This is a genomic window from Corynebacterium sp. ACRPO, assembly GCF_022347205.1.
Taxonomy (GTDB): Bacteria; Actinomycetota; Actinomycetes; order Mycobacteriales; family Mycobacteriaceae; genus Corynebacterium.
Map to the genome: position 1 here is coordinate 77401 of NZ_JAKRNE010000002.1, position 13725 is coordinate 91125.

Sequence of the window (13725 nt, forward strand, 5' to 3'; positions counted from 1 at the left end):
ACCTAGATTAATAAGGGGATGGATTTTCAGTGAGCGATTTTCGCCTACTAGCTATCCACGCGCACCCAGACGATGAATCATCTAAGGGTGCTGCAACCACCGCGCGCTATGCCGCAGAAGGCAATGAGGTTTTGGTGCTGACTTGTACCGGCGGCGAGCGCGGCGATGTGATTAACCCCGCCATGGATCGCCCGGGAATCAAGGAAAAGATGGGCGAGGTGCGCCGGGAAGAGATGGCTAACGCTGCGCGGGCGCTGGGCGTACAACATCGCTGGCTGGGCCACGTTGATTCCGGATTGCCGGACCCGGTTGAAGGCAAGACTATGGAGGAATTGCTGCCGGAGGGCTGTTTTGCGTTGCTGGGGGATGACACCGTTGCGCAGGAATACGTCCAGGTTATCCGCGAATTTCGTCCACACGTCATTGTTACCTATGACGAAAATGGTGGCTACCCACACCCAGACCACCTAATGGTGCACCGGGCTTCCATGATCGCGTGGGAGAAGGCGGGCGATGCCGAGTACCACCCAGAGCTAGGTAAGCCGTGGGAGCCGCTGAAGCTCTACTACTCGCACGGCTTCGTCTACCAGCGCATGAAGATGTTCCATGATTTGCTGTTAGAAGAGGGGAATACCAGCCCCTATGGGCCGATGCTGGCGCGCTGGGATACCACTTTTGGCGATATCATGGCGCGTGTAACCACCCAGGTGGAATGCGCGGATTACTTCAGCAATCGCGAGGAGGCTTTGCGGGCGCACGCTACGCAGATCGACCCGGCGGGTGCCTTCTTGGCGACGTCGGTGGAGGTACAGCAGCGCCTTTGGCCCACCGAGGAGTTTGAGCTGGCGAAGACTCGCGTTTCTACCTCCCTGCCAGAAAATGACCTTTTTGCCGACATCAAAGAGGAAGAGGAGGCCTAAGACATGAGCATGTATGGCTCTTTCGTGCTTGCCGCACATGACGTATTTGTACTCGCCCAAGGAACCGAGGGCGCCGAAGGCGGCCCAATGGGCCCTGAATTTGGCAAAGCTTCGCCCATCGGTCTACTGATCTTGGCGCTTATGGGAGTTGCGGTGCTGTTTGCAGGCTGGAATTTCCATCGCCGTTACTCACGCTTTCGCCGCCGCATGATGTTTGCGGAGGACCACGGAATCGATCCGTTCGATGAGGAAGCCGTGGATGAGGCGATGAAGGAAGCCGGCATTTACGATAACCGCAAGAAGTCCATTTTCTAGGCGGATAGACTGATGAGCGTGAGTTCTCTCAAGCAGCTGGCCTACCCAGCTTATGAAGCGCGTCTGGCGCACCTGATCAAGGGCAAGCCGCAGCCTAAGCACATCGCCATCATGGCCGATGGCAATCGCCGGTGGGCGCGTGAGGCTGGGTTTACCGATATCAGTCATGGTCACCGCCAAGGCGCGAAGAAAATCGGAGAGATGATTTCGTGGTGCCGCGATACCGATATCGAAGTGGTCACCATTTATTTGCTGTCCACGGAGAACCTGAAACGCAGCGAGCACGAAGTAGAGCTGCTCTTTGACATCATCTCGGACGTGGTCACGCACCTATCCCATAACGACGTCGGCTGCCAGGTGCGCTTGGTCGGCCACCTCGATCTACTCCCGGATGATGTTCGCCAGCGCATGGTGACGGCGGCGGCGGAAACCGAGGACAATACGGGTGTCATCGTCAATGTGGCGGTGGGCTATGGCGGGCGCCAAGAAATTGTGGACGCCGTGCAGAACTTGGTGCGTGCGGAAGCAGAGAAGGGAACTACCGCAGCGGAGATGGCGGACCGCGTCACCGCAGAATCCATTGGGGAGCACCTGTATACCAAGGGACTTCCGGACCCGGATTTGGTGATCCGTACCTCTGGCGAACAACGCCTGTCGGGCTTTCTCCTGTGGCAGGCCGCGTACTCCGAAATCTGGTTCACGGATACTTACTGGCCAGCATTCCGCAAGGTGGACTTCCTTCGCGCCTTGCGGGATTATTCCCAACGTTCGCGCCGCTTTGGCAAATAGGCTCTAGAGCTTGCGCATTCGCACCTGTTCTACCAGGTGATGCGAGCCTTTTTTGAGCACGAGAGAGGCTCGCACACGGGTGGGCAGGATATTCTCCACCAAGTTCGGCAGGTTAATGGACTGCCAAATTTCGCGGGCTTGGGCGCGGGCTTCCTCATCGTTCATGTCTGCAAAGGCAGAGAAGTGGGCGTTGGGCTCCCGGAAAGCGGTGTGGCGCAGAGTAAGGAAGCGGTCGATATACCACTGCTCGATATCGTCGGTGCGGGCATCAACATAGACCGAGAAATCAAAGAGATCCGCCACGGTCAACGTGGGGCTCGTTTGTAGCACGTTGAGCCCTTCCAGGATGAGGATGTCGGGCTGGTGAACTTCTTGGTACTCACCGTCCACAATGTCATAGGTGATGTGGGAATAAAGCGGTGCCTTGACAAATGGCTTTCCTGATTTTACGTCCGTGACAAAGCGGAGGAGTGCGCGCCGGTCATAGGATTCCGGAAATCCCTTGCGCTGCATGAGGCCGCGTTCCTTGAGAGTCTTGGTGGGGAAGAGGAAGCCGTCGGTAGTAACGAGGGCCACCTTGGGGTGGGATTCCCAGCGTTGCAGCAGCACCTGAAGGAGACGGGCGGTGGTGGATTTTCCCACTGCCACAGAACCGGCCACACCGATGACAAAGGGAACGTGCGTCGGAGGATTGCCTAAGAAGGATTCGGTAGCCGTGGTGAGCTGCTGGCGTGCCATGACTTGCATATGGATGAGACGGGAGAGGGGGAGGTAGACATCAGCTACCTCGTCTAGGTCGATGCGGTCTCCTAGGCCGCGAAGTTTCTCCACCTCGGTTTCCGTGAGCACCTGAGGCATGGATTTACGCAGTTCACGCCAGGTCTCGCGGTCAAAATCTAGGTAGGGACTCGAATCCAATGTGCGCGCCATGGCTCTATTGTCGCACTTGCATAATCCGTGGGTAAAAGTATGCCCCCTAAGGGTGCATGGCACGATAAGATATGCAGCAGCCCATACCGCATGATTTTGAGAAGGGGACCACACCTTTATGGCTTCTTTTACCTCTGACCTCCGCGACCTCGATCCGGATGTATTCGGCGCAATTCAGGGAGAGATTTCCCGCCAGCGCGAAACCCTGGAAATGATCGCTTCTGAGAACTTTGTGCCTCGCGCCGTGCTCCAGGCACAGGGCTCCGTGCTCACTAACAAGTACGCCGAGGGCTACCCGGGTCGCCGCTACTACGGCGGCTGCGAGCATGTCGACGTCGTGGAGGACCTAGCCCGCAACCGCGCTAAGGAACTCTTTGGTGCGGAATTCGCCAACGTTCAGCCGCACTCGGGTGCGCAGGCGAACGCCGCGGTGCTTTCCACCATTGCTGAGCCTGGCGACAAGATTTTGGGCCTGTCCCTGGCTCACGGCGGCCACCTTACCCACGGCATGAAGTTGAACTTCTCTGGCAAGCTTTATGATGTCGCCGCCTACGAGGTGGATCCAGAGACCATGCGTGTGGACATGGATAAGCTGCGCGAGCAGGCGCTGAAGGAAAAGCCGAAGGTCATTATCGGCGGCTGGTCTGCCTACCCGCGAACCATGGATTTCGCGGCCTTCCGTGAAATTGCTGATGAGGTCGGCGCTTACCTGTGGGTAGATATGGCCCACTTTGCTGGCCTCGTTGCTGCTGGCCTGCACCCGAGCCCAGTGCCTCACGCGGATATCGTGTCTACCACCGTGCATAAGACCCTGGGTGGTCCGCGCTCCGGCATGATTTTGGCCAAGCAGGATTATGCCAAGAAGATCAATTCCAACGTCTTCCCGGGCCAGCAGGGCGGACCGCTGATGCACGTGGTCGCTGCCAAGGCCATTGCTATGAAGATTGCCGCTACCGAGGAATTCAAGGAGCGCCAGGAGCGCACCTTGGAGGGTGCTCGCATTCTGGCAGAGCGCCTTACCGCAGAAGATGCCAAGGCGGCTGGCGTGGACGTGCTGACCGGCGGCACCGATGTGCACTTGGTCTTGGCAGACCTGCGCAATTCCGAATTGGATGGACAGCAGGCAGAGGATCTGCTGCACGAGGTAGGCATTACCGTTAACCGCAATGCCGTACCGAATGACCCGCGTCCGCCGATGGTCACCTCCGGCCTGCGCATTGGTACTTCTGCGCTAGCAACCCGCGGCCTCGATGCCGAAGCTTTCACCGAGGTTGCAGATATTATCGGTACTGCTCTGGTGCAGGGCAAGAATGCCGATGTAGAGGCCCTGCGTGCTCGTGTGGACAAGATTGCCCAGCACTACCCGCTGTATGAGGGCCTCGAGGACTGGAAGCTGGTCTAGTCCTTCACCTCATGGCCACGGGCCTGCGCCATGGTGGCGCGGGCCTGCTGGAGCCATTCCGGCTGCTCTTGGAGGAGCTGATTGATTTCCGCTGTGGTCAGCGGCTTATCCATATCGTTCTTCTTGAGCGCGGTAACAGAGATGCCCAGCTTATGGGCAACCTCGGGGCGGGGATGGGGGCCTTCGCGGCGCAAGGTTTGTAGCCACTCGGGTGGGTTATGCTGCAATTCGCGCAGCTCTTCGTGGCTAATGGCACTATTTTGGAACTCGTCCGGCGCGGCGGGCAGGTAGATGCCTAGCTTCTTCGCCGCGGTTTGGGCACGCATGGCGGTGCCGGATGGTTGCTTTTGTTCTTCAGTCACGCTTTTACCGTAGCACTTTCAGTAGACTGTCCTCTATGCTGCGCTTAGCTTTTGCCACCGGTACAGAACCTGGAAAGTGGTTCCGCCGATTCGAGGAAAATACTGCTCATGGTGGCTTGTACACCGTTGATGCGGACGATGCGCTAGCCCCGCTGGTAGCCGGCGAGGTGGACCTAGCCCTTGCGCGCTTGCCGGATGCGCGGGTGGATGAAACCTTTCATGTGGTGCGACTTTATAAAGAGGCTCCTGGCATTGCCGTTCCCAAAGACTCAGTCTATGCGGAGGTGGGCGAGGAGCTTGCGCTTGCCGACGTCGCCGATGAACACCTCAACTACCGCCTCGCCGATTCCGGGCTTGTCGATGTCCCCGCAGTCCGCGACGCTCTGCAGGTAGTGGCGGCCAATGTGGGTATCGCGATTGCGCCGCGGCCCCTGTTGAAGGTCCTGAGCAAAAAGCAGGTGGTGCCGTTGAGCCTTAAGGACGAGTCCGTGCCGGTGACGGAGATTGCATTGGTGTGGCGCAAGGACGATGACGGGGAGGCAATTCAGGACTTCGTGGGCGTCGCTAAGGGCCGCACGGCGCGTTCCTCCCGCCAAGAGAAGCCGAGGCGCAGCGCCAGGGAAAAGGCGAAGGCGAAGCAGGCGAGGAGAAACGTTAACAATTCGTTACAAAAGAAAAAGAAGGCCCCTAAGCAGCGCAAACGTAAGTAGCCCTTTACTGTTTGCTGTCTACTTCCTGTCCGGGTGGGTGGCACCAGCTGGGAGTCGTCGTTACGGTGGGCGTCGTTCGTCATGAAGGGCGATTTAACAATAAATTTAGAATTAACTTACTTTCTTGATGAAAGGATGATGCAGTAATGCAGAAGATGACCCGTCGCATCGCAGGTGGTTTTGCAGCCGCAACCCTGTCCGTTGCTCTCGTAGCGTGCTCCGATGCCGAGGACGCAGCTAACGATGCTAAGGATTCCGCCGGCTCCGTAGCAGCAGACGCTACCGACGCTGCTGGCTCCGCTGCTGCTGAGGCTACTTCCAATGATGACGCGGACGACAAGGATGACGCCGACGATGCGGACGCTTCCGACGACGCCGACGACAAGGATGACGCCGACGACAAGGACGGCGCTACCAAGTCCATCGCTACCGCTAACGGTGACGTAGACGTTCCGGCTGATTTCGCTTCCGCTATTGAAGAGAAGAAGGCTGAGTGGGGCGACGTAAAGAGCATCGAGCAGGGTGACGATGATGAGTTCCTCGCTAACTTCGATAACGGCAACCTGCTGACCTTCGACGACGATGAGGGCGCTCAGCCTATCGTCGGCAAGATTGCTGAAACCTGGAAGGAGCAGGGCGGCCTGGACTCTGAGGTAGGCCTGCCTAAGGCTGCTGAGGAAAAGGCTGCTCAGGGCAAGGGCTGGACCCAGCAGTTCGACGATGGCGTAATCTCCTGGATCCAGGACGAGAGCGGCAAGTTCACCTCTTCCGTAGAGAAGTAAAAAGGTCCTTTAGAGCTCCTCCCTCTGCAGCATGTGCTGCGGAGGGATTTTTCGTTTTCTTAATGTTCATCTTGCACCCATGTAATTTCAACCTTCGGTGCCTACTTTGGGTGGCAACCCCGGGGATTCGGGGTGATTCGGAAGAAGTCTGATCTACCGCACACTAAGGGAGAACCCTGCCATCATGTCTCGTCCCTCTGTACTTTCTACTCCGCTTGCCGCTACTGCTAACACCGTCGCTACCAAGACCTATGTAGTGGATACTTCGGTCTTGCTGTCTGACCCTTGGGCCCTGCGCAAATTTGCAGAACACGATGTGGTCCTTCCCGTTGTAGTTATTTCTGAACTAGAAGGAAAACGTCATCACCCGGAGCTTGGCTGGTTCGCCCGCCAAGCTCTTCGCTTTTTGGAGGAGCTGCGCGCTACCTATGAGGCCTTAGACCAGCCGGTTCCCGTCAACGTGGATGGCGGCACCCTGCGCGTGGAATTGAACCATCAAGACCAATCCTTGCTGCCTACCGCGTTCCGCGGGCCAGAAGGCGACCACCGCATCTTGGCGTGCGCTCTCAACCTTGCGCACGAAGGGAAGGACACCGTGCTGGTCACGAAGGACGTGCCGCTGCGTGTAAAGGCCGGTGCGGTAGGCGTGCAAGCGGATGAGTATCACGCCCAGGACGTAGTCTTGACCGGCTATACCGGACTGGCGACGGTGCAAACCAGCTCGGATGTCATCGATGCCCTCTATCGTGATGGGGAAGTCATGCTAGACGGCGTCGAAACTGACAAGGGTACCGCCGTGGAGGATCTGCCGGTGCACTGCGGCTTGACCTTGGCGGCGGGTGCGCAATCCGCGCTGGGTCGCATGAGCGCTGATGGCGTGGTCGAGCTCGTACGTGGTGATATCAATGCCTTTGGCCTTCAGGGACGCTCCGCGGAGCAGCGTATCGCTTTGGATTTGCTGATGGACCCAAACGTAGGAATTGTCTCTATCGGTGGCCGCGCCGGCACCGGCAAGTCGGCACTTGCGCTTTGCGCCGGTTTGGAGGCGGTGCTCGAGCGCGGGGAGCACCGGCGCATTGTGGTCTTTCGCCCGATGTATGCGGTTGGCGGGCAGTCGCTGGGATACTTACCGGGCACTGAATCGGACAAGATGAACCCGTGGGCGCAGGCGGTCTATGACACCTTGGAGGGCTTGGTGTCTGACAACGTCATGGAAGAAGTGCACGAGCGCGGCCTCATCGAGGTCTTGCCCCTGACGCATATTCGCGGTCGTTCGCTGCATGATGCTTTTGTCATCGTGGATGAGGCGCAGTCCTTGGAGCGAAACGTCTTGCTTACCGTGCTTTCTCGGTTGGGGAAGGGCTCGCGAGTAGTTCTTACTCACGATGTGGCGCAGCGCGATAACCTTCGTGTGGGCCGGCACGACGGAGTCCAAGCAGTGATTGAAAAGCTCAAGGGACATGAGCTTTTTGCGCATATTACGCTGCAGCGTTCTGAGCGCTCTGCCATTGCGGAGCTCGTCACTGACCTATTGGAAGGTGGCAACTAGTTCGAGTTCGTTCGCGTTTGGCGATCTTTATGTGTACAGCGTGGCGAAGCTGGGCCTAGCCCAGTAATAATGTTGTATATGAGCGAGAACGCTAAGCAGACGTCTTCGGACGACAAGAAGAAAGATTTCCGCATCCGCCCCTTTACCGCGGCGGACTACCCGCAGATGCGAGAGATTTATGAACAGGGGCTCAATACTGGGCACGCTACCTATGAGACCCGATCCCTGACCTTTGAAGAATTTAAAGCTGGCAAGATCATGCCTTCGGTGCATGTGGCCGTTGAAGCAGATGATGATTCTAAGGTCTTGGGGTGGGTTTCCGCGGCACCGGTATCTACCCGCACCGTCTTCCACGGAGTAGTGGAGGACTCCATCTACCTAGGAGCCGAGGCACAAGGACGCGGCATTGGCGGCGCACTTCTAGACCGCCTGATCGAGGTGTGCCAGGACTTGCACAAGTGGGCCATCCACTCATGGATTTTCCCTGAAAATGAAGGTTCTGCGGGGCTGCATAAGTCGCGTGGCTTCGTGAAAGTAGGCACCTACTCGCATATGGCGAAGATGACCTACGGCGAGCTTGCGGGCCAGTGGCGCGATACCGACGTATATGAGCTGCTTTTGCCCAAGCCGGAGGAAAAGAAGCGGTAGCTTCCCCAGCGCATACAAGCCCCTGCTCGAACCACACTCGTGGTAACGATGGCAGGGGCTTTTTGCTGGGGCCTTAGAACGAGGGAAACGCTACACTGCAGGAACGTCCCAGGTGCCAAACCAACGCTGAGCTTGTGAGCGCATTTCCTCGCTCAAGCGGCTAAAGCGCGGGATCGGGGTACAGTGCGCGCGGGCTTGCGCCACGCCTCGATGGGACCGGACTGGATTTCCAACGCCGCGTGAAGGCCGCCGGGGGCATAGCCGAGGGCGGACTCAATGGGGGCGTCGGCAAGCGGGAGTGCATCGCGCAAGGCGTGCAGCTCTCGGCTTGTGGCCTGTACTTCTGCAGGTGAAAGTGACACTAGTCAATCGTTTCCTTCAAACGCTCCTCGCGCAGTGGCAGGAGGAGGATGAGGGCGACGATAACCAGCGGAACCATCAGGGCGATGACCGGGGTCAGGCCATCATTATAGGAGTTGAGGATTGCTTCCTCGATGGGCTGAGGGAAGGAGGCAACCAAATCCGGGGTGAGGCTATTGGCACCGCCATTGGCATCGCCAAACTTCTCCGCGTAGGCGGCACCCTCCGGTCCCATCTTCTGGAAAGCTTCAGGCATGCGGGTGGCCATCTCATCCTTCATATTGTGGATGAACATGGAGCCGACCAGGGACGCACCCAGTGCGGAACCGATCTGGCGGAAGAAGTTATTCGCCGCGGTAGCCGTACCCACCTGGGACAGGGGGAAGGAGTTCTGGACGATGAGCACGAGGACCTGGATAACCATGCCCAGACCGATGCCGAAGACCAGGAATTCGCAGCCTAGCTGCGTCAGAGAAGTCTCCACGGAGAGGTGGGACATCCAGAACAGGGCGCCGGCGGTAATCGCCAGGCCGATGATGGGGTAGACCTTGTAGTGACCGGTGCGGGCGATGATAAAGCCCACGCCAGTGGAGGTACCGATAAGGCCCACCATCATCGGAATCATCATGAGACCCGCCTTGGTTGGGGTCAGGGTGTGCACCATCTGCAGGTAGGTTGGCATGTAGCCCAGAACACCGAACATTGCCAGGCCAAGTACCACGCCGGAGAGGGTGGTCAGGGCCATGTTGCGGTTCTTGAATAGGCGAACCGGGATGAGCGGTTCCTTGGCGCGCAGCTCCACAAAGACGGTGATGATGGCGCCGATGATGGTGATGGCACCCAAGGTGAGGATCATGGAAGAGCCCCACTCGTACTCGGTGCCGCCCCAGGTGGTCATGAGGATAAGGGAGGCGGTGGTGATGGCGATGAAGGTAGCACCAAGCCAGTCAAAGCGCTTCATATCGGCATCACCCACGCGCAGGTGCAGCACGAGGGTGCACACGATAATGGCGAGGATACCCAGCGGGATGTTCATCCACATGCCCCAGCGCCAGCCCGGGCCGTCGGTGAACCAGCCGCCGAGGACGGGTCCGAGAACCGAGGACAGGCCGAAGACGCCGCCCATGATGCCCATGAACTTGCCGCGCTCACGGGAGGAGGTGACCTCGGCGATGATGGACTGGGAGGAAATCATCATAAAACCTGCGCCAAAGCCCTGCACAGCGCGGGCGATGATCAGCAGCGTCATGGAGTTAGCAAAGCCGCCGAGGGTAGAGCCCACGACGAAGATGGCGATACCGCCGATGTAGAGCCACTTGCGGCCCAGCATGTCACCCAGCTTGCCGGAAATGGGCATGGCGATGGTCATGGTGACAAGGAAGGCGGAGATGACCCAGCTCATGTGGTCGACGCCGCCCAGCTCACCAACGATGGTTGGAAGAGCAGAAGAGAAGATCATTTGGCCCAAAGAGCTCATCAGCATGGTGAGCATCAAAGCCGAGAAAATGAGCCCGAGGTTATCGGCTCGGGACTGACCCTGCGAAGGGGCCTTTGCGGCCGTATCTACCATCGCATTCCTTTCATAAAATCTGTTATTAGCGTGAGGGAAGTATCGAGTCGCGCGTCGAGCTCTTCGCTGCAATCTGCATCGGGGGATGCCATCGCGAGCCACAGTGCCTCGCGGACGAGGCCGGCGATGAGCATCGCCTCGGTACTTGCGGAGCAGTTATCGAGGACGCGAAGTGCCGGTTCTGTGGTGAGGCGTTCTTCAATGAGATCGATAAGCTCAATGGATTTTGCCCGTTTCCGGCTTATTGCCGCCGCGGCCGCATCAGGATCATTAGAGATGCGCTTGCGGCGGTCCCGGATGGTCGGGTTGATGTGGTGGCCTTCCATATGCTGCCTGACCAACTGGAGGACGAGTCCTACCATGCTGGTTGTTGGCTCAGTGAGGAAGAATTCCCGCATCTCCTCCGTAAACTCGGTGCTCGGGGCGCCCAGTACGGCGGATTCTTTGGAATCGAAATAATTGAAGAAAGTGCGCCGAGAAATACCGGCTACTTCGCAGATCCTCTCAATCGTGACCGCGCTAAAGGATTGTTCATCCACCAGCTTCGTGGCGGCATCCTCAATGCGCAGGCGAGTCTCGAGGCGCTTCTGCTCGCGTAGTGATAATTCTTCTTGCACGCCAGGCAACTTTACACTCGGTGCAAACTTGCACCAAGTGCAAAAGTGGTGATTTTAGAGGTGCGTTTCCTCTAATGTGTGCTATGCCATAGCGCTTGCCGACGCCCCCCCCTTACCCCAGACATGCAAAACCCCGCCCGAGTCCTGCCCGGGCGGGGAAGCGGTGCGGCGACTACTTAGAAGTTATCGCGGTCGCGGTTAGTCATGCTCAGCACGTCGAGGCGCTTATCCAGCTCTTCCTCGGTGAGGTTTTCGCCGTCGACGAAGCCCAAGTCAATAACGGCCTGGCGGACGGTGATCTTCTCGTGCAGGGCGTGCTTTGCTGCCTTAGCTGCGTTTTCGTAGCCAATGGCGGAGTTGAGCGGGGTCACGATGGAAGTGGACGACTCCGCAAAGTGCTTCATGCGCTCCTCGTTGGCCTCGATGTGATCGATGCACTTATCGGCGAAGACGCGGGAAGCATTAGCCAGCAGGCGAGCGGACTCGAGTACGTTGCGCGCCATCATCGGGATGAAGACGTTGAGCTCGAAGTGGCCCTGAGCACCGCCGAAGGCTACGGCTGCGTCGTTGCCAACCACCTGGCCCGCCACCATGGTGACGGCCTCTGGGATAACCGGGTTGACCTTACCCGGCATGATGGAGGAACCCGGCTGCAGATCCTTCAGGTGAATCTCGGCCAGACCAGTCAGCGGGCCGGAACCCATCATGCGCAAGTCATTGGCAATCTTATTGAGGGATACAGCAATCGAGCGCATGGCGCCGGAGAATTCCACCAAGCCATCGCGGGCAGCCTGTGCCTCGAAGTGGTTTTCTGCTTCCTTCAGTTCCTTCACGCCGGTGAGCTTCTTTAGCTCCTCGGTGACCTTCGCGCCGAAGTCAGCGGAGGTATTCAGGCCGGTACCTGTGGCGGTGCCGCCGATGGCCAGCTCACCCAAGCGCGGCAGGGTGGCCTCAATGCGTTCGATGCCCAGCTCGATCTGGCGGGCGTAGCCGCCGAATTCCTGGCCCAGGGTAACCGGGGTGGCATCCATCAGGTGGGTGCGGCCGGCCTTGACCACGTCGGCGAATTCCTTGGCTTTCTTGGTCAAGGATTCGTGGAGGACCTTCAGGCCCGGGATGAGGTCATTGACGGCAGCTTCCGTAGCAGCTACGTGCGTGGCGGTGGGGAAGGTGTCATTAGAGGACTGGCCCATATTCACGTGGTCATTTGGGTGAATTTCCACGCCATTGTTATGCGCCAAGGAGGCAATAACCTCATTGGTATTCATATTGGACGAGGTACCGGAACCGGTCTGGAATACGTCGATTGGGAAGGCGTCGTTATGCTTGCCCTCGGCGATTTCGGTGGCGGCAGCAATGATGGCATCGGCCTTGTCCGCGTCCAGCTTGCCGGAATCCTTATTTACCTGGGCGCAGGCTGCCTTAAGCAGGCCAAGGGCCCGAATCTGCGCATTTTCCAGGCCACGGCCAGAGATAGGGAAGTTGTCCACTGCGCGCTGGGTCTGTGCACGCCACAGGGCATCTGCAGGAACCTTAACTTCGCCCATGGTGTCATGTTCGATGCGGTATTCAGTCATGTGAAGATCACCTCAGTTAATTGGGTAGTGTGTGCTTTCCAGTATGGCGGAGAACCAAAAGAAGGGCCGCCTTCGGGGGTGAACCCTACTTCTTGGTTGGCGTGTCGTAGTCCACGACGGAATACTCCTGCAGCTTGGACAGCTTGTGGATGGAGTCGATATAGCGGATGGTGCCGGACTTGGAGCGCATGACCAACGAGCGGGTAGTAGCGCCGGAATTGCGGTAGGAAACGCCGCGCAGCATGTCACCATTGGTCACGCCGGTGGCGGCGAAGTAGCAGTTTTCAGAGGAGACTAGATCATTGGTCTTGAGGACGCGGTCCAAATCATGGCCGGCGGCGCGGGCCTTTTCTGCTTCCTCTTCATCCTTCGGCCACAGCTTGCCCTGGATCTCGCCGCCCATGCAGCGCATCGCGCAGGCGGTGATGATGCCCTCCGGGGTGCCGCCGATGCCCATCATCATGTCGATGGAGTTCGAATCCTGGCAGGTGGCGATGGCGCCGGCTACGTCACCATCCATGATGAGGCGCACCTTGGCGCCTGCGGCGCGAATTTCAGAGATGAGCTGTTCGTGACGAGGACGGTCAAGGACCACCACGGTCAGATCGGAGGGGCGAATATTCTTTGCCTTTGCCACGGACTGGATATTCCATTCCACGGACTCGTTGATGTCGATAGCGCCAACTGCCTCGGGGCCAACGGCAATTTTTTCCATGTAGAAGACTGCGGAAGGGTCATACATGGTCCCGCGTTCGGCAGCCGCAATGACGGAGATAGCGTTGGGACGGCCTTCTGCCATCAAACGGGTACCGTCGACCGGGTCTACGGCGATATCCATGGCGGCACCCTCGCCGGTGCCTACCTCTTCGCCGTTAAAGAGCATGGGGGCCTCATCCTTTTCGCCCTCACCAATGACAACGACGCCGTTCATCGCTACGGAATTGATGAGCTTGCGCATGGCGTCGACCGCCGCGCCATCGCCCTCATTCTTCTGGCCGCGGCCTACCCAACGGCCGGAAGCGAGTGCTGCTGCCTCGGTGACACGAACCAGTTCCATTGCCAGGTTGCGGTCAGGAAGATAAGACGTATTTTCGGACATGTGTAGTGGTTGCCTTCCATAGTTTTCTCATCGAGGGGTGTTCCCCTTGATGCTCTACCTTTCCATTCTCGCACTTTTTTGCTCTAATGGGTTCG

General features: G+C 58.3%; 15 protein-coding genes. 8 read left to right on the forward strand and 7 right to left on the reverse strand.

Translation table 11 applies throughout. From position 1 onward, the window contains the following. Positions 1-29 precede the first annotated feature (29 nt). Genes mca through MHY22_RS02020 form a run of 3 tightly spaced genes read left to right on the forward strand, consistent with a single transcriptional unit; the run spans position 30 to position 2024 of the window. Positions 30-920 (forward strand): mycothiol conjugate amidase Mca, encoded by an 891-nt coding sequence (gene mca, locus MHY22_RS02010; RefSeq protein ID WP_239277842.1) that lies wholly within the window; start codon positions 30-32, stop codon positions 918-920. Between the two features lie 3 nt (positions 921-923). Then, positions 924-1235 (forward strand): hypothetical protein, encoded by a 312-nt coding sequence (locus MHY22_RS02015; RefSeq protein ID WP_204609642.1) that lies wholly within the window; start codon positions 924-926, stop codon positions 1233-1235. Positions 1236-1247: 12 nt separating this feature from the next. Further along, positions 1248-2024 carry an isoprenyl transferase gene (locus MHY22_RS02020; RefSeq protein WP_239277843.1) on the forward strand — a complete coding sequence of 259 codons (777 nt, stop codon included), beginning with the start codon at positions 1248-1250 and terminating at the stop codon, positions 2022-2024. 3 nt (positions 2025-2027) lie between these two features. On the opposite strand, the gene coaA is transcribed toward MHY22_RS02020, so the two are convergent. Continuing rightward, positions 2028-2954: a type I pantothenate kinase gene (coaA, locus tag MHY22_RS02025; RefSeq protein ID WP_239277844.1), complete on the reverse strand. Its 927-nt coding sequence runs from the start codon at positions 2952-2954 to the stop codon at positions 2028-2030. A 118-nt stretch (positions 2955-3072) separates the two neighbouring features. Here coaA and glyA point away from each other — a divergent pair, with 118 nt between their 5' ends. Next, positions 3073-4356: a serine hydroxymethyltransferase gene (gene glyA / locus MHY22_RS02030; protein WP_236882514.1), complete on the forward strand. Its 1284-nt coding sequence runs from the start codon at positions 3073-3075 to the stop codon at positions 4354-4356. On the opposite strand, the gene MHY22_RS02035 is transcribed toward glyA, so the two are convergent. Continuing rightward, positions 4353-4682: a DUF5997 family protein gene (locus tag MHY22_RS02035; protein WP_023021891.1), complete on the reverse strand. Its 330-nt coding sequence runs from the start codon at positions 4680-4682 to the stop codon at positions 4353-4355. The genes glyA and MHY22_RS02035 overlap by 4 nt on opposite strands. A 71-nt stretch (positions 4683-4753) precedes the next feature. Between MHY22_RS02035 and MHY22_RS02040 the strand changes: the two genes are divergently transcribed. The 4 genes from MHY22_RS02040 (at position 4754) to MHY22_RS02055 (ending at position 8407) form a co-directional block, all read left to right on the forward strand. Next, positions 4754-5428 (forward strand): LysR family transcriptional regulator substrate-binding protein, encoded by a 675-nt coding sequence (locus MHY22_RS02040; RefSeq protein WP_239277846.1) that lies wholly within the window; start codon positions 4754-4756, stop codon positions 5426-5428. Between the two features lie 146 nt (positions 5429-5574). Continuing rightward, positions 5575-6210: an LGFP repeat-containing protein gene (locus MHY22_RS02045; protein ID WP_239277847.1), complete on the forward strand. Its 636-nt coding sequence runs from the start codon at positions 5575-5577 to the stop codon at positions 6208-6210. 184 nt (positions 6211-6394) lie between these two features. Beyond that, complete coding sequence (locus MHY22_RS02050; protein WP_225747193.1) at positions 6395-7759, forward strand: PhoH family protein; 1365 nt, start codon at positions 6395-6397, stop codon at positions 7757-7759. Positions 7760-7837: 78 nt separating this feature from the next. Continuing rightward, positions 7838-8407 carry a GNAT family N-acetyltransferase gene (locus MHY22_RS02055; protein ID WP_239277848.1) on the forward strand — a complete coding sequence of 190 codons (570 nt, stop codon included), beginning with the start codon at positions 7838-7840 and terminating at the stop codon, positions 8405-8407. Positions 8408-8559: 152 nt separating this feature from the next. On the opposite strand, the gene MHY22_RS02060 is transcribed toward MHY22_RS02055, so the two are convergent. The 5 genes from MHY22_RS02060 to glpX form a co-directional block, all read right to left on the reverse strand. Then, the gene (locus tag MHY22_RS02060; protein ID WP_225747192.1) at positions 8560-8769 is read right to left on the reverse strand and encodes a hypothetical protein; all 210 of its coding nucleotides are present in this window, start codon (positions 8767-8769) and stop codon (positions 8560-8562) included. Next, positions 8769-10337, reverse strand: a complete 1569-nt coding sequence (locus tag MHY22_RS02065; protein WP_239277849.1) for an MDR family MFS transporter — start codon at positions 10335-10337, stop codon at positions 8769-8771. Before MHY22_RS02065 ends, MHY22_RS02060 begins: the two co-directional genes overlap by 1 nt. Further along, positions 10331-10954: a TetR/AcrR family transcriptional regulator gene (locus tag MHY22_RS02070; protein ID WP_239277850.1), complete on the reverse strand. Its 624-nt coding sequence runs from the start codon at positions 10952-10954 to the stop codon at positions 10331-10333. Before MHY22_RS02070 ends, MHY22_RS02065 begins: the two co-directional genes overlap by 7 nt. A 176-nt stretch (positions 10955-11130) precedes the next feature. Then, positions 11131-12531 carry a class II fumarate hydratase gene (locus MHY22_RS02075; RefSeq protein WP_239277851.1) on the reverse strand — a complete coding sequence of 467 codons (1401 nt, stop codon included), beginning with the start codon at positions 12529-12531 and terminating at the stop codon, positions 11131-11133. A gap of 85 nt (positions 12532-12616) precedes the next feature. Beyond that, the gene (gene glpX / locus MHY22_RS02080) at positions 12617-13630 is read right to left on the reverse strand and encodes a class II fructose-bisphosphatase (protein WP_239277852.1); all 1014 of its coding nucleotides are present in this window, start codon (positions 13628-13630) and stop codon (positions 12617-12619) included. Positions 13631-13725: the final 95 nt, after the last annotated feature.

What these genes read in the sequence shown, in the direction of transcription:
- MHY22_RS02015 (WP_204609642.1), top strand. Translation starts at nt 924, where the DNA reads ATGAGCATGTATGGCTCTTTCGTGCTTGCCGCACATGACGTATTTGTA.
- MHY22_RS02020 (WP_239277843.1), top strand. Translation starts at nt 1,248, where the DNA reads ATGAGCGTGAGTTCTCTCAAGCAGCTGGCCTACCCAGCTTATGAAGCG.
- coaA (WP_239277844.1), bottom strand. Translation starts at nt 2,954, where the DNA reads ATGGCGCGCACATTGGATTCGAGTCCCTACCTAGATTTTGACCGCGAG.
- glyA (WP_236882514.1), top strand. Translation starts at nt 3,073, where the DNA reads ATGGCTTCTTTTACCTCTGACCTCCGCGACCTCGATCCGGATGTATTC.
- MHY22_RS02035 (WP_023021891.1), bottom strand. Translation starts at nt 4,682, where the DNA reads ATGCGTGCCCAAACCGCGGCGAAGAAGCTAGGCATCTACCTGCCCGCC.
- MHY22_RS02040 (WP_239277846.1), top strand. Translation starts at nt 4,754, where the DNA reads ATGCTGCGCTTAGCTTTTGCCACCGGTACAGAACCTGGAAAGTGGTTC.
- MHY22_RS02045 (WP_239277847.1), top strand. Translation starts at nt 5,575, where the DNA reads ATGCAGAAGATGACCCGTCGCATCGCAGGTGGTTTTGCAGCCGCAACC.
- MHY22_RS02050 (WP_225747193.1), top strand. Translation starts at nt 6,395, where the DNA reads ATGTCTCGTCCCTCTGTACTTTCTACTCCGCTTGCCGCTACTGCTAAC.
- MHY22_RS02055 (WP_239277848.1), top strand. Translation starts at nt 7,838, where the DNA reads ATGAGCGAGAACGCTAAGCAGACGTCTTCGGACGACAAGAAGAAAGAT.
- MHY22_RS02065 (WP_239277849.1), bottom strand. Translation starts at nt 10,337, where the DNA reads ATGGTAGATACGGCCGCAAAGGCCCCTTCGCAGGGTCAGTCCCGAGCC.
- MHY22_RS02075 (WP_239277851.1), bottom strand. Translation starts at nt 12,531, where the DNA reads ATGACTGAATACCGCATCGAACATGACACCATGGGCGAAGTTAAGGTT.
- glpX (WP_239277852.1), bottom strand. Translation starts at nt 13,630, where the DNA reads ATGTCCGAAAATACGTCTTATCTTCCTGACCGCAACCTGGCAATGGAA.